Annotated in this window: 23 protein-coding genes; 13 read left to right on the top strand and 10 right to left on the bottom strand. The window is 44.0% G+C overall.

Annotated features, from left to right (window positions below; translation table 11 throughout):
• Positions 1-114: 114 nt before the first annotated feature.
• The 10 genes from AC5YCE_RS09165 to AC5YCE_RS09120 form a co-directional block, all read right to left on the bottom strand.
• A complete protein-coding gene (locus AC5YCE_RS09165; protein WP_496171827.1) occupies positions 115-1,125 on the bottom strand; it encodes an AAA family ATPase in 1,011 nt (336 codons plus the stop codon).
• Positions 1,126-1,219: 94 nt separating this feature from the next.
• Positions 1,220-1,495: a hypothetical protein gene (locus AC5YCE_RS09160; RefSeq protein WP_496171826.1), complete on the bottom strand. Its 276-nt coding sequence runs from the start codon at positions 1,493-1,495 to the stop codon at positions 1,220-1,222.
• Positions 1,461-1,778, bottom strand: coding sequence for a hypothetical protein (locus AC5YCE_RS09155; RefSeq protein ID WP_496171825.1), 318 nt, complete (start codon positions 1,776-1,778; stop codon positions 1,461-1,463). Before AC5YCE_RS09155 ends, AC5YCE_RS09160 begins: the two co-directional genes overlap by 35 nt.
• 104 nt (positions 1,779-1,882) lie before the next feature.
• A complete protein-coding gene (locus AC5YCE_RS09150; protein WP_496171824.1) occupies positions 1,883-2,263 on the bottom strand; it encodes a DeoR family transcriptional regulator in 381 nt (126 codons plus the stop codon).
• Between the two features lie 181 nt (positions 2,264-2,444).
• Positions 2,445-3,686, bottom strand: a complete 1,242-nt coding sequence (locus AC5YCE_RS09145) for a DNA-directed RNA polymerase (protein WP_496171823.1) — start codon at positions 3,684-3,686, stop codon at positions 2,445-2,447.
• 307 nt (positions 3,687-3,993) lie between these two features.
• Complete coding sequence (locus tag AC5YCE_RS09140) at positions 3,994-4,296, bottom strand: toprim domain-containing protein (RefSeq protein WP_496171822.1); 303 nt, start codon at positions 4,294-4,296, stop codon at positions 3,994-3,996.
• 505 nt (positions 4,297-4,801) lie between these two features.
• Positions 4,802-5,830 (bottom strand): hypothetical protein, encoded by a 1,029-nt coding sequence (locus AC5YCE_RS09135; protein WP_496171821.1) that lies wholly within the window; start codon positions 5,828-5,830, stop codon positions 4,802-4,804.
• Positions 5,831-5,968: 138 nt separating this feature from the next.
• On the bottom strand, positions 5,969-6,256 hold the full coding sequence (locus AC5YCE_RS09130; protein ID WP_496171820.1) for a hypothetical protein: 288 nt from the start codon (positions 6,254-6,256) through the stop codon (positions 5,969-5,971).
• 148 nt (positions 6,257-6,404) lie between these two features.
• Positions 6,405-6,653 (bottom strand): hypothetical protein, encoded by a 249-nt coding sequence (locus AC5YCE_RS09125; protein ID WP_496171819.1) that lies wholly within the window; start codon positions 6,651-6,653, stop codon positions 6,405-6,407.
• Positions 6,654-7,070: 417 nt separating this feature from the next.
• The gene (locus tag AC5YCE_RS09120) at positions 7,071-7,343 is read right to left on the bottom strand and encodes a hypothetical protein (protein ID WP_496171818.1); all 273 of its coding nucleotides are present in this window, start codon (positions 7,341-7,343) and stop codon (positions 7,071-7,073) included.
• A gap of 293 nt (positions 7,344-7,636) precedes the next feature.
• Here AC5YCE_RS09120 and AC5YCE_RS09115 point away from each other — a divergent pair, with 293 nt between their 5' ends.
• The 13 genes from AC5YCE_RS09115 to AC5YCE_RS09055 all read left to right on the top strand — a co-directional run bounded on the left by AC5YCE_RS09115 (position 7,637) and on the right by AC5YCE_RS09055 (position 21,350).
• A complete protein-coding gene (locus AC5YCE_RS09115) occupies positions 7,637-7,882 on the top strand; it encodes a hypothetical protein (RefSeq protein ID WP_496171817.1) in 246 nt (81 codons plus the stop codon).
• A 154-nt stretch (positions 7,883-8,036) separates the two neighbouring features.
• Entirely contained in the window at positions 8,037-8,729 is a 693-nt protein-coding gene (locus AC5YCE_RS09110) for a hypothetical protein (protein ID WP_496171816.1), read from the top strand.
• Between the two features lie 871 nt (positions 8,730-9,600).
• On the top strand, positions 9,601-10,362 hold the full coding sequence (gene terL / locus AC5YCE_RS09105; protein WP_496171815.1) for a phage terminase large subunit: 762 nt from the start codon (positions 9,601-9,603) through the stop codon (positions 10,360-10,362).
• A 9-nt stretch (positions 10,363-10,371) separates the two neighbouring features.
• Positions 10,372-11,085 carry a hypothetical protein gene (locus AC5YCE_RS09100; RefSeq protein ID WP_496171814.1) on the top strand — a complete coding sequence of 238 codons (714 nt, stop codon included), beginning with the start codon at positions 10,372-10,374 and terminating at the stop codon, positions 11,083-11,085.
• A gap of 73 nt (positions 11,086-11,158) precedes the next feature.
• Entirely contained in the window at positions 11,159-13,405 is a 2,247-nt protein-coding gene (locus AC5YCE_RS09095; RefSeq protein WP_496171813.1) for a portal protein, read from the top strand.
• Between the two features lie 107 nt (positions 13,406-13,512).
• Complete coding sequence (locus tag AC5YCE_RS09090; RefSeq protein ID WP_496171812.1) at positions 13,513-13,827, top strand: hypothetical protein; 315 nt, start codon at positions 13,513-13,515, stop codon at positions 13,825-13,827.
• 8 nt (positions 13,828-13,835) lie between these two features.
• Positions 13,836-14,981, top strand: coding sequence for a hypothetical protein (locus AC5YCE_RS09085; RefSeq protein ID WP_496171811.1), 1,146 nt, complete (start codon positions 13,836-13,838; stop codon positions 14,979-14,981).
• 15 nt (positions 14,982-14,996) lie between these two features.
• Positions 14,997-16,181 carry a N4-gp56 family major capsid protein gene (locus tag AC5YCE_RS09080; protein ID WP_496171810.1) on the top strand — a complete coding sequence of 395 codons (1,185 nt, stop codon included), beginning with the start codon at positions 14,997-14,999 and terminating at the stop codon, positions 16,179-16,181.
• A gap of 68 nt (positions 16,182-16,249) precedes the next feature.
• Complete coding sequence (locus AC5YCE_RS09075; RefSeq protein WP_496171809.1) at positions 16,250-16,813, top strand: hypothetical protein; 564 nt, start codon at positions 16,250-16,252, stop codon at positions 16,811-16,813.
• 9 nt (positions 16,814-16,822) lie between these two features.
• Positions 16,823-17,326: a Gp49 family protein gene (locus AC5YCE_RS09070; RefSeq protein WP_496171808.1), complete on the top strand. Its 504-nt coding sequence runs from the start codon at positions 16,823-16,825 to the stop codon at positions 17,324-17,326.
• A complete protein-coding gene (locus AC5YCE_RS09065) occupies positions 17,326-18,582 on the top strand; it encodes a hypothetical protein (protein ID WP_496171807.1) in 1,257 nt (418 codons plus the stop codon). Before AC5YCE_RS09070 ends, AC5YCE_RS09065 begins: the two co-directional genes overlap by 1 nt.
• A gap of 42 nt (positions 18,583-18,624) precedes the next feature.
• On the top strand, positions 18,625-20,871 hold the full coding sequence (locus AC5YCE_RS09060; RefSeq protein WP_496171806.1) for a hypothetical protein: 2,247 nt from the start codon (positions 18,625-18,627) through the stop codon (positions 20,869-20,871).
• A complete protein-coding gene (locus AC5YCE_RS09055; protein WP_496171805.1) occupies positions 20,871-21,350 on the top strand; it encodes a hypothetical protein in 480 nt (159 codons plus the stop codon). Before AC5YCE_RS09060 ends, AC5YCE_RS09055 begins: the two co-directional genes overlap by 1 nt.
• Position 21,351: the final 1 nt, after the last annotated feature.

The following is a 21,351-nucleotide window of genomic DNA, read 5'->3' as shown; positions in this document are numbered from 1 at the left end:
TAAAGGGTTAGCCATGTTTTACCTGCCCAAATAACTATGAAGTAAATGAAAATAAGAAAAAATCCCCCACACATGCCTAAGAGAATCTCAGGGATGTGTGGGTAGATCTGGCTTTTAAAGTAGTTCGTCCGCATTGTCTTCAAACCATTTCTCCACATCAGGGTGCTCGAACAGTTCAGGCTTACGCTTGATTGTTTGTTTTAAGCAGATCACTCGAAGTTCGCCTGGGAATCGGTTCACATACTTAAGTAAGCTTCCAATGTTTTCCTCTGATGCATGTGCTGCAATCGAAGAAAGTGTTGCCCAACGAATGTCCAAAGCTGTCGGAACATCTACACTCAAAGGGTTCGCAATAATTGCTTGGATTGATGGCAACGATTTATAGATAGAGGTGAATACAAGGAACTCACGTGCAACGCCTTCACTGATTAAAGGGGCAAGGAGTAGAACGTCTTCATCTGATAATGGCTTACCATTGGTGAGTCTGTTTGCGAACATCCACGTACGAGGAGATGCATACACATCCTGAGCTGAGTCAGGGTTGAATGTGTATAGGTACGTTGGTCGCCAGTTGATAAAGCCAAGAATACGGTGATCTGCATCCACTGAGCTTGCATACTGCGCCCAGTCTTCTGCTAATACTTCCACATCAAATACAGCCATACGAGAGACCAATGCGGATGACATTTCCTCTACGTTTGCGCCGTCTGTTGCTTTGTTACCTGCAGCAACGATATGTACGTTTGGATGAAGTTTGAAATCACCAACCATACGATCAAGTACGAGCTTGTATGCTACGTTTTGAACTGCAGGTGGTGCATTAGAGAACTCATCAAGGAACAGTAACCAACCATTTTTACCCTCAGGTAAAGCGTCCCCTTCTAATGGTAGGTTACGAGGTGGTGCATAGTAACTGCGTCCTTTCTCTGTAACTGGGAATCCTGAGATGTCTGTTGGATCCCGTTCAGACAAGCGATAGTCAATTAAAATGAGCCCTGCAGAGTCAGCGATCTCATGAACTACGCTTGATTTACCAATTGCAGGACTACCCACCATGAATGGGACAATACCTACTGCAAGGTATTTACGAATAAGTTCGGCTGCTTTACTTAATGATACTTTCATTCTTTTGGTTTCCTATTAGAGAGATCATTCGAGGGCTCGGAGAGCCCCCTATTGTAGTTACTTGCGTACGTGCTTGCGTGGGTACGTACGTGGATTAAGCGATAATTTCATCTAAGTGTTTAACTTTTACGCGAGAGTACTTCCATCCGCTTACATCAATAACTTGAGCTGTTTGCACGTACTCGCAAGATGGGCATGTCCATCCTTCTGTGTCGTGACGTTCAGGTTTGTGTTTGAACATCCAAATTGTGCCGTCTTTATCAGTGGCTACCCATTTGTATTCCGGTGGAATGTACAGGGTGATACCGAAGTAATCGTAAACACGGCCTTTGTCTTTAATGATGAATACTGGTTTGTCTTTGCTTGTCATGGGAGATTTTCCAAGTGAGTTGATTAACTGAGATACATGAAGTACGCCAATCCCCTTCAAGAATATCGACACGCATAAATGGTATATAACCATTCGTGGTGTAATCCTCTAGGTGATCGGATGCTACTTTGAAGCATTGGCTTCGTTCGCTAAGTTCAGGCATTGATGCGTATCCGGTAATGGTACCGTCTGCATCTGTTGCCACATACTTAACAAATTTTGGGAGATACAAGGTAATGCCGAAGTAATCAACGACATTAAGATATTTGGTTTGAAAGATCACTCTGCACCTCATGAACAACTGTAGTAACGAGGGTCATAATTAAGACTGTCATTTCGTTACGTTGCCCTATGGGTACTGTCTGCAAGATTGCGTTGAGTGCTTCCTTAGATGTGTTTGCTTTGTTGAACAGTTTCGAGATGCTCATGGTTTTTACCCCTTTGTACTGATTGATTCAGCCAATCGACACGAGATTCGATTGACATTTTGTTGTAAAGTTCCTGTGCAGACGTTGATGTTAGGAGTCTGTCTTTTAGTTGATTTAAACTGGTAATGTTGTGAAGCTTTAGATATTCGAGAATTGCTTTCTCAGGTTTTGATTTAAACGTCGGGCAGCTAATAAGTCCCTCATCTGCAAGTACTCGACGAATTGTGGTAGGACTGACACCGTAGAACGTTGCAAGCTCATTAATGTCTACAGTGCCTAAACGGAAGGCGTTTGCAATTTCTTTAATTACTGCAGGCTCTTTAAGGTGATGTACGGTCATGGGGTTTACCTGATCTTTTCGTTGGTATAAAAAAAGTCCATAACTGGGGAAGTTATGGACTGTAAAATTCTGAGATAGCAAAGCTGATTGGCTTTGTTGCTGATCATTCTACCGCACGGAGTGCGGAATACAAGAAGTTTTATACGTACGTACCTGAGTACGTACGCAAGTGTTCGGATAATCAACAAATTGCATAATCACTGTTACGGATTAAGTCTGCTAAGTCGTCTGAGTATTTTGGATATTGGCCATCTGATTTAAGGATTGTGCTGAATACAAAGTCTAAGATTGTAGACTCTGCAAATTCAGCCATGATCTCTTTATACCAATAACGCATACGATCACAGTTGTTAGGTAGACACATAAATGCGTCATGTACTGTTTCGATAGCGAATGGTTTGTGCTGTGACATACGATCTAATAGGTTGAGAAGTTTCTCTAAGTATTCAGATGGTAGTGACTCACATGCTTGCTGGGTAAGATGCTGTACGATCACTGTGTCTAACATATTTGTTTGAACATAGAGATCATAATGGAATGCAATCTTCTCGCTCATTACTTCTAACTTGTAGTTAGGGTACCGAACGCTAAGCTCTTTAGTGATCATCTCGATAGCTTTGCTTACTTGGTTTGGATTGTAGTTACAGCGACGAATCATAGTACGAAGCAGGTAAGCATCCAATGAGTGAACTACGTTCGCCACATTTGATACACCACGCTTCTTACCTTCGTGTACGCTGAACTGAGCTGTCATTTGGTAATGATCTAACTCATCAATCTCCAAACGTTTCTCAACTTTTTGCATTACTTTGATGTGTACAAGGTCGCCGTCTGGAGTTACCCAGTCGTGTGACAATGCATAAGCTTGCCATGTTTGAATGAGATCTTCTAACAGTTGGTATGCGCCTTCTGCTACTTCTGATGCTGCATCGTAGAATGCCTCAAGTACTGGGCCTTCACCGAATAAATCACGAGGAATTTTCTTACTTCCATAACATGATGTCATTACTGCATCTTTAGCATCTTTACGAGAGATGTTGATCTCATCCATACCTTGTTTGATAAGGATGGCATTAATTGCTTTGTGTACTGCAGTATATGCATCTGCACGTTTGTTTGGATCGATTAGACCTGTAGCATCTGCACCTTTATGACAGCCTGTGAGTGCTGACATAATTTGGATACCTGAACACGTTGCATCTAATGCAACCATGTGCCCAGTCTCAATACCTTGTGCTGCTTTACGAATGTTCAGTACAGCCTTACGGTATAAGTGTGGTTCATCTGCTTGATCTGCGAATGTCTCTAGGTTAGACCAGTTGTCTTTTACCCATTGGATTCGAGTCTCAAATAATTCTTTATCTAAACCGAAGTGGTTAGCTAAGTCGATTGCTAGGTATTCAATGCCTGTATAAGATTTCATGTGTTGATTCCTTGATGTTTTAGTTAGTGGTTTGATTGAGTACGCACGTGTGCACGTACGTACGTATTTAGATTAAGCAGTTGTACGGTATGTGATTACAGCGCATGGGATCATAGCTATAACGAATGCAACTACGATCATTAGTGCAGACATTACTAAGTTGCTGTCACCAACTCGTAGGCCATAAAGTACTGCCATTAATACAATGATTGTTGCTAGTACTAAACCTGCGAGGATGTGTTGTGCTACATATTGCATGGGTGTTCTCCAATTACTGATAGTCAATGTTATTTAAGTACGCACCTACTTACGTAAGTACGTTCTTGAGGAGGTCAACGATCTCGTCTGTAGTCATCTCATCGAGATCCTTTGGACTGACAATGCCATGTCCAATTGCTTTTACTAACTTATGTCCTGATGGATCGTTGTCACCAATGGCGAACAACTTATAAGGCATAGAGGTTAGTGTATTGATGTAATCTTGGTTTGGTGTTGATGTCAGTAGTGCTACTGCATTTAGACCAAGTTTGTGTATGGCTGCTGCTTTGAATGTCCCCTCAACTACACAGAGGTATTTGAGCGATGGATTCAAGCCCTCAAGTCCCCACATTGCTGTTTGGCCTTTAGTTACATAAGTATAGTAGCGTGATTCTTCTCTTGGCTTACTGCCTGACTTGTCTGTACAGAGGTGTCGATACTCTTGGTATCCTATAAGCTGTCCTGACAAGTTGTGGAGCATGAATGTTGCCACGCTGTCTTCACAAGTAAATACTGACGTGTAGTAACCTGGAATAACACCACGTTCTACGAGATTTACATACGTCGATAGCTCTGCAAATTGTGTATTCATACGATTACCAAATTCTTTAGTTGTACTGATTTAAGTTGAGCTAATGTAGTGATTTCTACATACTGAGATAGTTGTTGTACTCTCCCTACATCTAGCACATGAACTTCATATCTGCTTCTCATCATAGGTGCGAGGACTAAGATGAAGTCATGCTGTCTAGCGTATGACATCCACTTAGGTACATTAGTTGAGATGCTGTGTAATACTGGATCCCAAGTTGCATCATGGCTTTGGTCAATACGTTTTGGGTTGATGTAATAATTCATTACTTACAGCCTTGTATGAATGCGTCTGCACCTGTTGCAACTTCTTTGTGTGCAAGGTTGAGCATAGCTTTCTTGAATGAGTTTCCTTGAGGTGATATGTGATAACCGTACGAGTAAACTCGTCCTCGTTTATCTACCTTGTGTTGGAAATGGAACTTATTACCATGATGAATCATGAGTGCGTACGTACTGTAACATTGTAGTTTGTACTGATCCCAGTTTTCCACTTCAAGTTTGTACATTTCCTTTTCTTCACGACTAAGGTTGTCATAGTCATCGTCAAGCTCACCCCATCGTTTCTCCACCTTCTTAGAGGGTGTCTCCTCTACAGATGAGATGAAGTCTGTATCAATCTCAAAACAATTTTTGTTCTGAGTGTTCAATACATCTAGGGATAACTGTCCATCATGATGATTTTGATAACCGCCTAAGATTAGGCTGTCACCTGAGCATGTCCAGTAACCTGAGTGACGATTGTTCTTCAAGGTACGAGGTCTATGTAACATAGGAGGTAAGAACTGAGCATAGTTAGCACGTTCTTCTAGGTCAGCACATAATGCAATACATGAGCGTACATTGATCTGTGAGTACTTGTTTGGTCGCTCTAAGTCGAACAGGTCTGTCTCACATAGAACTGCAATAATCTCAGCTACAGTTTGGATAGCTGAACCTTGGTCCATCATCTTGAGCTTGTTTGCACACATAGATGCCACGTTTACTAACGGCATAGGTGACTTACATTTCATGATGATAGTAGTGATGATGTCGAATACAAGAGCGTACGTGTCTAGCAGTGCTATTTCATCTAATCGTTGATTCTTGGATTCATAGTAATCCTTTGACATCCACTCAGTCACAGCTTTAACGCCGTCTGCTACTTTCCCCATAATCTCAGGAGATTGTGATATTTCATCACGTACCATCTTATGTATGGATTTAGCATTAAAGAAGTTCTCAATGTTCTTCTGCTTGCGTGCTTGTGTAACGAATTGAGCTAGACGTACATTCTTCTTTGTAATACCTGACATGGTAATCTCCTTTTAGTTAGTGAGTGCCCAATAGCACCAGACGAGCCGCGAGGCTTCGGAGTAACTGCTATCTGTCTGTCTGATCAAACTCATTAAATCAAATAGAGCACCTACCATTTGGTAAGTGCTCTACTTATATTAGAGTGACAGTTGTAAGCTGTTTGAATTAACAACTTTCTTTTGTCCGTATGTGATACGAAGCTTGCCTGCCAAAGCCTGAGCTTTAGCTGGGTCTTCTGAAAGGATCTTGATTAACAGTGCGTGCACTGGATCTGATTCCACAAGTGGAATACCTTTCTTAGATAGTTTATGTAATTCACCATTATCAAACTCAATCTCAAAGTTTAGGAAGCCTTTAGCTTCTTCAAACTCACGATCTTGGTTAGATGAATTAGTGTTAGTAACAAAACGAGAATTGTTAGCCATTAGATAAATCTCCAATAAGTATAGTCAAGGATGAACACAACAAGTGTTTCCAAGACAAGGCGCGAGCCTGATTAAGACGACTTAAGGAGATGTATGTCATAGAGGTAGGAAGCAATAAACCCTACAACTGAGTGTAGGGAATATTGGATTAGATAGGAGGCATCTGAACCTTGCGATCTTTATGAATCACGTACCATGTACGATGTTCATCTTGATCTATGTCAATGATGTTATTGACAAGGAGACAGTGCTCTAGGACAGCCCAATCTAGGAGTTCAGTTGTCATGTTGTATGACAATGACATATCCAAGGTGTAGGTAATTAACTCATCTGTTGTGAACAGGATATTAATCTGTTCTTCACTAAGCATTGCTTTACGTGTAGATGTGTTAGCCATAGTAGTCACCAATATGTAGTCAAGGAAGTATTTCCAAGACATACCGCGAGGTAACTATGTAGGGAGTGTATAGGTAGCTGATTTAGTAGGGTAGAGTATAGGTCTTGCATATCTATAGGGTGATAGATAGTGTAGGTAGGTAGGTGTATACCTAGTGCCAAAGCTCCTATTTACCTACGTTTCTCTCTCATCATTGTACCCTCAGAACTATTGGATAGTGTGCATAGGGTGACTGTAGGCATGAGAGTGTAATGGAGTAGGGTGTATGTGTAGGACTGTATGAGGTAGGGTGATGTCCGCGAGACGGAGGTTTCCTAACATACAAAGGGGCTGGCACATGGACTGTCTTGATGTGTTTGTGTCATGTGTATGTGTTGATGAAGTCAATAACCCTACAATTAAGTAGGGTCATTGGTATCACAGGCTGAGCTTAAGTTCTTCTTGCTTCGAGTGAACAGTAGTAGTATCCATCTTCAACTGCTCACGACGGCGTTGAATCTTCGCTTGCTCCTCCATGAATGTAGCCTCATCATTAAGCTTAGCAAGCTTAACGAAGTTCTCACTCTTTACTTCACCTACTTCTGCTAGGTTGTTCAATGCATTAGCACCTTTCTCCGCTGCTTGACCTAAGCGTACGAATACTTGAGCGAATGCACCAATTGCAAGGAAGATAGCTTTAATTGCGTTCATGTTGTTTCTCCAATAGTCAAGGCATAGATGCCGATCAAGGCGCGAGCCTTGCAGATCAATACACTCGCATGGAGTAGGCTATGTAATGGAAAGCGGTCATTGATTTGTAGTGGTAAGAATCCTTTTCCTGATCCGATACCCGGGGGGGTCAATCCCCCTGGGGGTATCCTGACTGTAAGAACCCTGCTACCGTACTAAATTATTTGAGATCATCAAAACTTTCTGCTCACTAATTAACCACTACAATCTGTGGGCATTCCTATATAATATGAGAGAAAAATGGGGGAAAACTTTTGAACGCACTACAACTGAGATGGTTAAAAGAACTTGGTCCACAACATGCATTGGACTGGGTGACTCGTATGGAAGACGAATGTATTGAGGAGGTTCACCTTATGACTCCTACCTCATACGATTACAGTACGAATGATCCATACATTAATTTGGAATCTATGCCTTATACAATTGAGGACTTCATGGAGGTTGCACCTAAGGGTGTGCTTCATTCTTCTTTGGATTCATTGGCTTTTTCTAAGTAATAAAAAACCCTAGATAACATCCTTGTCGTCTAGGGTTAGCTCGCTAAGTTACTTCCTTGTAACTCCTGAACATGGGATGGAGTATATACCCGATTACGTACGTACGCAAGTACGTGCGTATACTATCAGGCGTTTTTTACAAGGAAGTAAAACGATGTCTAATTTGCTATCGAGAGAGCAATTGCAAGAAGCATTGCCAGATAGATTTAAGAAGACGGTAAACCAAGACTTAGTAGATCAGATCAATACCACCCTTGCAGATCCCGATATGTATGAAGCGTATCGAGATAACCTGTTGAGTTACACCACTGTAATGCAAGAAGGTCGATGGACGATCCCTGAGTATGTGCGAGCCGTTAAGTATGTAAGCCATAAACTCTTAGGGAATACGCACCTTGATTCATACATCAAGACGTTCCCTGAAAAGTATCAGTCATGGTTGGCGAGAGGTGTATCCAGTAAGGACATCTCGTCGTACATCTCTGCATACAACAAATCCAAGTTGGTGAATCTGATCTTTGAACAGACCCTCATTCCTTCTTGGGTTCTGAATCAGGATATGTTCCAAAAAGCATTGAACACTCAAGCCGATCTCATGCTTAACGCTAAGTCTGAGATGGTTCGTATGAATGCTGCGAACTCTTTGCTCAACCATTTGAAACCACCACAGACTCAGAAGCTTGAGTTAGAGATCGGTGTGAAAGAGGGTGGTGCAATTGATGCATTACGTCAGTCGACTATGGAGTATGTCGCTGCACAGAAACGTGCAATCGAATCTCAAGCCATTACTGTGAAAGAAGCGGCTGAGTCTCGGATCATTGAGGGGGAATCGAAAGATGTCTCTTAAGGAATCGACACTCAGTTATGCAATCCGACAGGAGTTACCTGCAGAGTTTACAGAGGAGTTAGATACATCACCTACCGTTGAGCAATGGCTCGATGGTGTGTCCTACTCAGCTGATCAGACGTATGTACCGAGTGACTTCGCACTTGAATTTGTAACCTTTATCAAAATGGTAAACGGTTCTCAAGGTGAATCACATAAGACACCGGTACTTCATTACCGAATGTTGGATCAGGTTGCAGGGCCTACGCCACGTGTAGCAAACATGGTACATCGTGGTGCTGCAAAAACTACTGTACTTGGTGAGTACCTGTTCCTGTACATCGCTGTATATGGTTCATTGCCTGGGTTCGGTAAAGTCCCTTTCGCAATCTATGTATCTGACTCCATCGACAACGGTGTGAAGAACATGCGGAAAAACTTGGAGTTCCGTCGAGAGAACTCTGAGTTTTTAATGAAGTACATCCCTGAGGCTAAGTTCACTGACATCCATTGGGAGTTTAAGAACTTAGATGGGAATGTATTTATTGTTAAGGGGTACGGTGCGAAGACGGGCGTGCGAGGGGCGAAAGCCCGAGGCAAACGCCCAGTCTTAGCAGTCCTCGACGACCTTGTTTCAGACGAAGACGCAAGATCGCCAACGGTGATCGAAGCCATCGAAGCAACAGTTTACAAGGCAGTCGATTACGCCCTAGACCCGAGCCGAAACAAAGTGATTTGGTCAGGCACACCCTTTAACGCGGGTGATCCATTGTACAAGGCAGTTGAGTCAGGTGCGTGGAAAGTCAACGTGTATCCAGTATGTGAGCGCTTCCCTTGTACTCGTGCGGAGTTTCAAGGATCGTGGCCGGACCGATTCACTTATGACTATGTGTTGGAGAAGTACACCCAAGCCAAGAAAGCAGGGAAGATCGACACGTTTAACCAAGAGCTTATGCTCCGAATCATGTCGGATGAAGATCGACTGATTGCAGATGCAGACATTCGTTGGTACAGACGTTCAGTCTTATTACGCTATCGAGCAAACTTCAACTACTACATCACCACTGACTTTGCTACGTCAGAGAAGCAGTCGGCAGACTTTAGCTTTATCTCGGTGTGGGCATACAACAATGCAGGTCACTGGTACTGGGTAGATGGAATCTGTAAGCGTCAGCACATGGGAGCAAACATCGACGACTTGTTCCGACTGGCACAGAAGTACAAACCTCAATTGGTTGGTATCGAGGTGACTGGACAACAGGGAGGATTCATTCCTTGGATTAAGAACGAGATGATGGTTCGTAACGTGTGGTTCACTTTGGCGAACGACAAGAAGACAGGCGAGGAAGGTATCCGTCCAAGTGTCGATAAGTTACAACGATTCAACGTAGTTGTTCCATGGTTTAAGCAAGGGATGGTGTATTTCCCGGATGACATGAAGACACACGAAGCACTCAAGGAATTGATGCTCGAATTAAGGCAAGCAGCTGTAGGCGGATTCAAGTCCAAGCATGATGACGGTATTGACACCGTGTCAATGTTGGCAGCGCTTAAAGCATTTAAACCAAGTGAAGAAACAAGCAGTTCTTCGGGCATGTGGGATGACGATGATATTGACAATGCCCCAAGTTCGTACAGCAGTTACATAGTGTAAGGAGACACAGTGAAACTATCAGATGTATTCGATCAGCTCGCAACCGGTGAGCTATCACAATTGGCTTTGGTCTCAGTGGATGAGATTAATCCAACCGATTACAACCGTGTAATCAATCAAGTGAATATGGGGCTCACAGAGCTTCATAAGCGCTTCATGTTGAAGCGTAAGACCTTGACGCTACAAACACTAGAGGATGTGATTAGATACCCTCTCACGAGCAAACAGACGCAATCTGTGGGTGCTGAGAAAGCGTATATCGTTGACCTTGATGATCCGTTTAAAGACGACATTATCGAGATCCTCGCCGTACGTGATGCACGTGGTTGTGAGTTACCGTTGAATACTTACACGGCGCAAGACTCACTCAGCGTGTTCACTCCGGCACACAACATTGTACGTTTCAGTGATGATGTCCCCTTGGGAACTTACTCTGTTTTGTACAAAGCTTCACACCCAAAAATTGCAAAGGTAGAAGATCCTGAGACCTTCGACGCGAGTAAGGTAGATATTGAATTACCTATGACTCACTTAGAGGCCTTATTATTCTACATCGCAAGTCGGGTGATTACCCCGATTAATGGCTCTATGAACGGAGCACCACAGGAAGGGAATATGTACGCTCAACGATTTGAGCAAGCATGTCAGACGCTTTTATATCAAGGATTAGATGTAGAAGTTAGTCAAGAATCATCCCGCTTTTCTCGTAACGGATTCGTGTAAAGCGAAAGCCCCTCTAGCCCGGCAGGGCGGTGGAGGGGCAACTTCGCTTTACCTAAGTTAAATGGACTTAACTATGCTTTTCAATGGAATCAATTCCACTCACTCAGCCAAGATGACTGATTGGAAAAATGAGCCGACACTACAGGAACTCCAGTGGGATTTCCAACAGTCGAAGCCCACACATGATGCCCACGTTGCGAAAGTAACTCAGTGGCTTAACAACCTCAATGTTGAGGGTAATGCCGTTGTAAACAACAAGAATAAGAACCGCAGTTCTATCGTTCCGAAGCTCATTCGTAAAAGTGCTGAGTGGCGGTACCCTGCGTTGTCTGAACCATTCTTGTCAACGTCAAATCTCTTTCAGGTAGACCCTGCGACTTGGGCCGATAAAGCTGCAGCTGTACAAAACGCACTGGTGCTAAACCATCAGTTCCAAACCAAGATCAACAAGGTAGCGTTCGTGGACGACTGTGTTCGTACGGTTGTGGACGAGGGTACTGCAATTGCTCGTGTAGGTTGGGAGTTTGAGGAGCGTGAAGTGGTTGAGGAAGAACCTCAATACCAATACGTGCCTGACCCAATGTTCATGGAACAGCTACAGCAGATCATGCCAAGCTACCAAGAGAACCCTGAGGTTTTCAAAAATACTCAACCTGAGGAATTGGTTTTGAGTATCGAAGCTTCTCTCCATTACCAACAGCCTGTGCGTGCACAACTTGTCGGTATGAAGAAAGTTAAGAAGATGAAGACCGTTAAGAATTGCCCAACACTTGAAGTCTGTGACATTCGTAACCTGTACATTGATCCAACGTGTAAGGGTGACTTAACCAAGGCTCAATTCATTATCTACAGTTTCGAGACTACCTATGCCGAACTTCAACGAGATCCACGTTACAAGAACCTCGACAAACTTAATGTCGAACACACCACAGGAAACGATGCATACCACTCGTACTCAGACCGGTCACAGACTGTGCAGTTTGATGACAAAGCCCGTAAAAAGCTTGTTGTTTATGAGTATTGGGGATATTGGGATTGTGATGATAATGGCAGTGTGCGTCCTATTGTTACCTCATGGGTAGACAATGTTGTTATCCGTATGGAGGACAATCCGTTCCCTGACGGTAAACCGCCGTTTGTGTCTATGTCCTACCTACCGAAACGTAAATCGGTTTATGGCGAACCTGATGGCGTTCTCTTAGAAGAACACCAAAAGATTCAAGGCGCAGTTATGCGCGGGATCTTGGATACCATGGGACGAAGTGCCAACGGTCAAACAGGTATGCAGAAAGGTATGCTTGATGCAACGAACCGCATTAAGTATGAGCGAGGTGACGACTACGAGTTTAACCCGAACGTCGATCCACGCGGGGGTGTACACATGCACCAATACCCGGAGATTCCTCAGTCTGCACAGTTCATGATTCAGATGATGAACATGGAAGCTGAGTCGTTGACAGGTGTGAAAGCATTCTCTGGTTCAGGTGGTATCACAGGTCAAGCCCTTGGTGAAAACGTAGTGGGTATCCGTTCTGCAATGGATGCTGCAAGTAAACGTGAGATGAGTATTCTTCGCCGTATCTCAGCAGGTGTTATCGAGATCGGGCGTAAGATCATTGCCATGAATGCACAGTTCCTTGATGAGACTGAGATTGTTCGTATCACAGATGAAAAATTTGTGGCGATCAAACGTGATGACTTGCCAGGGGATTTTGACCTCAAGCTGACGATCAGTACTGCAGAGGGCGATGAAGCCAAAGCTCAACAGATTGGTTTCATGTTGCAAACCAATGGTGTTGATATGGATCCAAAGCTCCGCAATCTCATGTATGCCGAGATCTTCAAGCTTCGTAAGATGCCTGAATTTGCCAAGCAGATTGCAGATTACCAACCGCAACCTGATCCTATGCAACAACGTATTGCAGAACTCGAAGCTCAGAAACTTGAAGCTGAGATTGCATTACTTCAAGCACAGGCAGAGGAAGCGCAGACGAAGGGTATGCTTAATCAGAATAAGATTCCGGTAGAGCAAGCTCGTGCGAACAACCTACAAAGTGATGCTGATAACAAAGCATTGAACTATGTGGAACAGCAAGAGGGTACTCAGCACATGCGTCAATTGGATCTACAGATTACGAAAGGACAGGCTTCGCTTGAGTCTCAACGTATGAAGCAAGACTTTGATCGTGACATGAAAGCTCGTGACTTTGAGGCAGAGGGATTACGCTTCCGTGATCAACACAACAGTAGTCTGTTGTTAGAGCACGCAAAAGCTGATCTTGCACCTAAACCTCAATTAACAAGCAAATCAAATACTTAACGTACGTACGTACGTAAGTACGCAAATTAAATTTGGTATGACGGTTCAAATCGTATTATTGTGCCGTCACACCGCAAGGATGTGGTGATATTTACTAGGACGTAAAGATGAGCGATCTCAACAAAATCCGTGAGGATATTGCACAGGCTCGGGAGTTTGAGAAGCGTTACCAAGCGCTACAACGCTTGAAAGCTTCCGGTGATTTCAGACTGGTTTTCACAGATGGGCTGTTTAAAGACAAGCTTACCCAATGTGTCCTACAGCGACATAAGGCATCGAGTGAGGCACGTGAAGAATTGAACCGTATTGCCGATGCAATCTCTTACTTGGATTTGTACCTGAAAGATATTGAGTCAATCGGAGAAGTCGCTCACTTACATATCAGAGAAGGACTCTTGCTCTTAGATGAGCTTGAACCATAGGAATTTTCATGGAAGAACAATCGCAACTAGCTCATGTCGATATTAATACATTATCGGATGAGGAATTAAGCAAACTCGACCTAACCCAACTTAATACAGCGCCCGATGATGAAGTTGACGAAACTCAAACTGTAGAGACTGTAGAACCAACCGCTGACGATAATGCAAATCATCAAGTTGATGATACTCCAGACGAAGCAGATCTTGAGACACCCGAAACAGACTTACCGGAAACTGTAGCTCCTCAGGAAGTTACACAACCTGCAGATGTGGAAACACCTGAGCAGATCGAAGACAAGAGCCCTACTTCTGACGACGTAGATTACAAAGCTTTCTACGACAAGGTGACAGCATCATTCAAAGCGAATGGTCGTGATTTATCAATCACAGAACCGGATGACGTAGTAGCGATGATGCAACGTGGTGCAGGTTTCGCCAAGAAAATGGCGACACTTAAACCATCAATGCGAATCCTACGTACACTTGAAAATCATAAGATTGGCGAATCGGACTTAGGTTACTTGATTGATTTACACAACAAGAACCCTGAGGCCATTAGCAAACTTATCAAGGATAGTGGCGTAGACGTTTACTCTTTGGACGCTGAAAAGGCAACCGACTACAAGACTCAAGCGGCCATAGCTACTGATGGTGAAGTGGAGCTTGATACGGTAGTTCAGGAACTTACGGCAAGCTCACCAACTTTTCAGAACACACTGAATACGATTGTGGCGCAATGGGATCAACAAAGTACCCAAGTAATTGCAAACAATCCATCATTGTTACGTGTGCTTGATGGTCATGCACAACATGGCTTTTTCGATAAGGTAATGACTGAGGTAGAACGTCTACGAGCAATCGGTGGTCATATTGATGGTTTAAGCGATTTCGATGCTTACCGCAAAGTCGGTGATGACATGAATACTCGCGGGATGTTCGGACAACCTAAGAGCGAACCAACCCAAGTAGTACAAAGTCAAACCGCACCGCTTGCAGCACCGGCGAGTATTGCACAGACCCAACAAGCAGATCTGAATGCAAAACGCCGTGCTGCGAGTGCTCCTCGACCTGCAGTCAAGACTCAGGCTCGTGAACCGGACTACGGAAATATGTCGGATGACGAGTTACTTGCTGCTTTAGATACACGACAATAATCAAGGATGATTTAGATGTCAGTTAAAGGTATGACCTATAACGATCCAGTGGGTGGCGATAAGTCGACCATTGGTAATCAGCTCAACACTTTCGCATGGGAACGTAAAGCTCTCGTCGAAGCGCGTAAAGAGCAATACTTCGGTCAGTTAGCGGATACCCGCACTATGCCGAAGCACCACGGTAAGATCATCAAGCAGATGCATTACTTACCACTACTTGACGATGCCAACATCAATGACCAAGGTATTGATGCGTCAGGTGCAGTAATTGCAAACGGTAACTTGTACGGTAGTTCAAAAGACATCGGTACAATTCCTGACAAGATGCCTCTTGTTGGTGAAACAGGTGGTCGTGTAAACCGTGTCGGCTTTAGCCGTGTGGAAATTGAAGGTACATTTGAGAAGTTTGGTTTCTTCACAGAATACTCAGCTGACTCATTGTCTTTCGATACAGATGCAGAATTGTTAGACCACATCAACCGTGAAGCAATTAACGGTGCGATGGAATTAACAGAAGATGCATTGCAGATCGACTTACTTACAAACGGTACAACTTTGGCGTATCCGGGTGCAGCGATTTCTAAAGCTGAAATGACCCACGCACACCAAATCACATACCAAGACGTACGCCGTGTATCTATCACTTTAGATAACAACCGTACGCCTAAAAAGACAACTTTGATTACTGGTACTCGAAACATTGATACCAAGACAATCCATGCGTCTCGTGTGATGTACATCGGTTCAGAGCTTATCCCTCTAATCGAAGGCCTTAAAGATGTTCATGGCAACCCTGCGTTTACTCCGATTGAGAAGTACGCTGCAGGTACAACTACTTTGAATGGCGAAATCGGTGCATTGTACCAATTCCGTATTGTAGTAGTTCCTGAAATGATGAAGTGGGCAGGTGCCGGTGCTGCTGTTGTTGCAGGTGAAGGCGATGGCTTCCACGCTACTGACGGTAAGTACGATGTATTCCCAATGTTAGTTGTTGGTGAAGAATCATTTACTACTATCGGTTTCCAAAACGACGGTAAGCAACACAAGTTCAAGATCATCCATCGTGCGCCTGGTGAAGCTACTGCGGACAAGGACGATCCATACGGCGAGATGGGCTTCATCTCAATCAAATGGTGGTACGGCTTCATGTTGCTTCGTGGCGAACGTATCGCTGTATTGCACACAGCTGCTCCACTGTAATACGTACGTGGGTACGTGCGTAAGCATTTACCCACATTCTTACACACTGTCACTTAAAGGGAATTAGCATGACAGACTTAAAGGCAACAGATGCCGTTGACACATTTGACATTGATGGACATGAGGACGAGCTAGAGGCTTTGAAGCGTCAAGCTGATCTCTTAGGTGTTCAGTACAGTACGTCGATTGGTGTAGACACGCTTCGTAAACGTGTTGCAAAAGCACTTGAAGTTGGTACAGATGAAAAACCTGCAGTACCTCAAACGGTAGAAGCCAAGTCATTGAAAGAACTTCGTGATGAAGCATCGAAGAAAATTCGTGTTCGCATCTCGTGTCACGATCCGTTGAAGAAGGAATACACTGGTGAATTGTTCACAGTAATGAATGGTGTAGTAGGTTCATTCAAACAGTTCGTTCAATTTAACGAACCGTACCATGTACCAAACATCATCCTTCAACAATTGAAAGACAAGAAGTATCAACAGTTCTACACACACAAAGATGAACGTGGTCGTAAAACTCGTAAAGGTAAATTGGTAAATGCTTACTCAATTGAATACCTGGAACCGTTGACTAAGTCGGAACTTGATGCATTAGGTGCTGATCAAAAAGCACGTAAAGCTGTGGGTTAAGGTGCAGACATGACAGATCAAAAATCTGTTGGTCAACCTAAAAACGGGGAGCCAAGTGCTCCTCGTCTTACGTTAGCCGACATCGAATCCAAGGTTGTAACGGTTCACTATCACCGTGTTCCTGAGACAACTACCACAGTATGTTCATTGGTTTTAGCCAATGGATTCACAGTATCAGGTACATCAGCTTGTATCAGTGCATCCCGCTTCGATCAGCAAATTGGTGAAGACATCGCATACGCCAAGGCACTTGAAAAAGTGTGGGACTTAGAGGGTTATCTCCTTAAGGAGAAAGAATCTTTAAAGGCTCGTACACCATCGGAGCGAGTAACCGATGAGCTTGCAGATCTTGCCCTTAAACTTGGACAGCTTACTACTTTGTTAAACCGTCCTGAGCGTCCTACGTTTATCTCTACAATTCACTGGGCATTACTGCATGGACAACAGAAAGCAATGAAAGCTTACAGCAAAATTTTGCTGAAACGCTTAGAGCTGTTCGAGCGAGGTGAGTAATGTCCGTCACAGTGAAGCCAGTAATCTTAGATGCTCCATTGGAAATTACCGAGCTCACTGAGGGTACCGTTAATGGGAACGGTGTTTTAGATGTGCTCCTTAAAACCATGCGAGAACATCTTGACCTTGAGTTCAAAGCAGGTCGTATCCGTGGGCCTGATTATGCAACTGCATATATCAGTTCTTACTCTGCGACATTACAGACAGCTGTTCAATATGCATTGAGCAAAGCTCGTCTAGGTTTTGAACTGGAATTACTTCAATCTCAGATTGATGGTTCAGATGCACAAAAAGCTTTAGTAGAAGCGCAAACCGCAGCCCTTGTCTATGAAACGACTAACAAGGCACCGGTTGAAGTAGAAATGGTTCGTAAGCAGTCTGCAGGTCTTGATGCACAAAATGCTCAAACCATTAAACAGACTGAAATGATCACAGCTCAAATCGGCAAGATTCCTGAGGAAATAGCTCTGCTACAGAAACAGGCAATCCAAGCAACTGCTGAAACAGATCAGACTCAAGCACAGACAGATACGATTCGCCTACAAGCGACTAAGGTTCCTGTCGAGATTGAGTTGCTCGAAAAGCAGAAGCTACAAGCAGATGAGCAAGTCAAAGTAACCCAAGCACAGGTTGCTCATACATCAGCTCAGACAGATCATGTCGAAGCTGAAACAGTCAACACCTCTAAACAAGGTGCTCAGCTTGAGGCTCAAACTGCACAGGTACTTGAACAGACTAAGTTAGTTCAAGCCAATGTAGAGAAAGCTCCAGTCGAGAAGGCGCACCTTGAAGCTCAGACACACTTGGTTGAGCAACAGGGTATTAAGTTACAGAAGGATGTTCTTCTCCAGTCTGCTCAAATTGATTTGGCTTACCAACAAATTGAGTTATCTCGGGCTGAACTTGCTGCCAAGCAGAAACAGCTTGACCTCTTGTTAGAACAGATCGCAGGGCAAAAAGCTCAAAGTGCTCTGTACGCTCAGAAGGTTATTACTGAGAAAGCTCAGGTAGACGCATCTGTAATTGGACCGGGTTCTGTAATCGGAACTCAGAACACAATGATCAAAGCACAGACTGACGGTTTCCAACGTGATGCCGAACAGAAAGCAGCGAAGATCTTTGTGGATACATGGAGTGTCCGTCGAAACACGGATAACGGTACGACAGCCAACGTCGATAACCTACTCGTTGACCAAAACATCGGTGTTGTACTTCGTACATTACTGGCGGGGGTTGGCGCTTCTCCTCTCACGTAACACCCAAGGGAGCTTCGGCTCCCTTTTCTTATGGAGACACTTATGGGGTTATTCAGCTCCAAGAAGAAGACCTATGTGTATTCGTCTGCTACTCGTATGTTGGACGATGCAGATGTTGTCAACGCAAACCAACGAGCAATTACAGACTACCTACTCAGGGACTCTCTACAGACAAGCACGACACTCAAAGAGATGTCGATTGTGGATTACATGAATGAAGCCACACTCAATAACCTACCTGCTAAATGGAGACGCGCACATCAACGTGCAAAGGCTCAAGGGTATGTCTATGGGGTACCGACTTCAAACATTGTGCTCCAAGAGAGTACCGATTTTGAGAATGAGATTGTCCAGATGCTTGAGGCCTCTGCGATGGAGAAAGTGGAACTGATCTATGCACATGCAGACGAGATGAACTACTTCCATGTATTGATGCAAAAGCTTGTCAGCACTTATGGGTGGAATCCAACAACCAATGAACTGACAGTACTCTCTCAGGAAGCAGGTACACCAGTATTCCTACAAGATGCTGTGATGCAGTATCCCACTGAGTTTTTGGTTGATGTGGTCGATGAGGATCTCATGTCTCAATGGGGTTATTCTGCTTCGTCAGGTCGCACACATGCTCGTGTAGAGAATCGTCAAGCCGATCATACCTATTGGGAAGAAAACCTCACCAGTGAGCTTGTACGCGCTGTTGTGACAACTACATCCACAGCAGGTGATCAAACCATTGAAGTAACTTTTGAGGATTATGACGAGACTCAGGATTACATCATGGTTTCTTACTTGACAGGTGGCGAGGTCCGCTACTTCACAGGTAAGTTTGGTACCGGTGAATACCCTCGAATCGATCAGGTGTATTTAACCGGTATTAATTATGGTGACTTCTACCCACGTATGTACGCACGTGTGAATTACCAAAACCTTTCTGAACCACACAGGAAGGAGACCGATGCATACAAGAGTTGTCAAAACCTATGGCGTGTTGCTGATTTGGATTGGGCGAACTGGGTAGAGCAGTTGCACCAAAACATGGAGGACGTTGAAGACATTCCTCAGGTATTCGTTACTTGTTCAATCCCTGCAAACACTTGGGACAAGGATCAACTTGAGTACCTATTCAAATGGTTTCAGAAGTTGTACATGACTCGGGAGCGTGGACGAACCTCATCAGTTCAGGAACAGTACCGAGCACGTAAGGTTGAGTTCATTAACAATAACGTACGAGATGGGTTGTCACTGACTATCCGGGACAACATATATACACAGATCGTTTCGTTCAGCCACATTGGTAATCGTGTGGTGACAGGGAAGCTCGGTGATGTCGGTTCGTACCATTATGAGCTTGCTTATGTTGTAGATCGTGGGCGAATGGGTTGGCATAATCGTGAAGTATCTACACAGGTACACCGGTACAAGTTTCAGATCACAGAGGACACTTATCACGTTATCTCTGTTTATGGTTTGTCATCGTCTGAGGAAGTTTTGGGAGGTAAACGTGTCGTGTCTACAGGCGATAGTGACACATTACTTATTCCTGTAGACGCTACGATGCAACGTGAGATGTCTGCACGTGATTACGAAGTTGTGATGGCGAAAGGGTTACATATCATCGTCAACACAGTGAAAGTGGTAAAAACAAAGTGGTACCAACGAGGTGCCTTTAAATTTGTGATGTTTGTTGTGGCAATCGTTATTACTGTTTGGACAGGTGGTGCAGGGTGGGGGTTGATTGCAGTTGCAAAAGCAATCGCCGTCTCTGTAGCTATTACGGTGGCTGTGACGCTCGCCACAAAACTACTGATTAAGATTGGCGTTGCTGTTGAGGTAATGATGGTTGTAGCTGTAGTCGCTGCAGTTGTTGTTGGTTATGTAAACTTCAACAATGTGAATGCAATTGCAGGTATGTCAGCTCAGACGTTGACACGTATCTCTAATGCAGCTTTACAGATCCAAGCCAATATGACGCAGTACGAAATGCAAAGCCTAATGAAGCAGATGCAGAACTTAGGGCAAGAGCATGAGGACAGAATGAAGGAGCTCCAAGAGCTTAAAGATGAAGTGGCAATGCAAAGCCAAATACTCAATAACGCACTATGGATTGCGCCTGATTTTAGCGGGGCATATATCAAATTGGGAGAATCGCCCGATGACTATTATACTCGCACCATTCATGCAGGGAACATTGGCCCTGCGGTGATTGATGTAACACTAGGGAGTATTGGTGAAATGCTTACACTCCCTAGACCACAAACGACAATTCAACAAATCCATGGAGGGATTTAATGAACGGTTTTGAACAGCTATTTAACGTAGGTCAACAGGCTGAGACAGGTTATCTTGCCCCAGTTATGTCGAACTACACAGTAGGTGGCGGAGCTCCTTTGACGCAAATGCAACAATGGGGTGAAGCTCTTGGTAGTGCTTGGAATGGTTTAGGTTATCAGGCGGGTCAGTTAGGCTCAGGTATTGCTAACTCGAAGCCAGTACAAGGCTTTATGAATATGCCTGGTACTGATCAGCTCAACGCACTGGCAGGTGGCTTAACAGCTGTCAATGGTGTATGGAATGGTTTCAACCAAAACAAGATGGCCAAAAAGCAATTCGCTTTCCAAAAGGACGTTTGGAATCAGCAATGGGGTGCGAGCAAACAGCAGTACAACAATCAGCTAGAGGATCGTCAACGTGCGCGTGTCGCGTCAAATACAAACCCAAGTGCTTATCAATCGGTTGATTCGTACATGGGCAAATACGGGATGAAGTGAT

The sequence above is a fragment of the Acinetobacter sp. CY79 genome, from assembly GCF_059515845.1.
The sequence above is the reverse complement of the archived record's forward strand: the minus strand, read 5'-3'. Positions and strand labels throughout refer to the sequence as shown.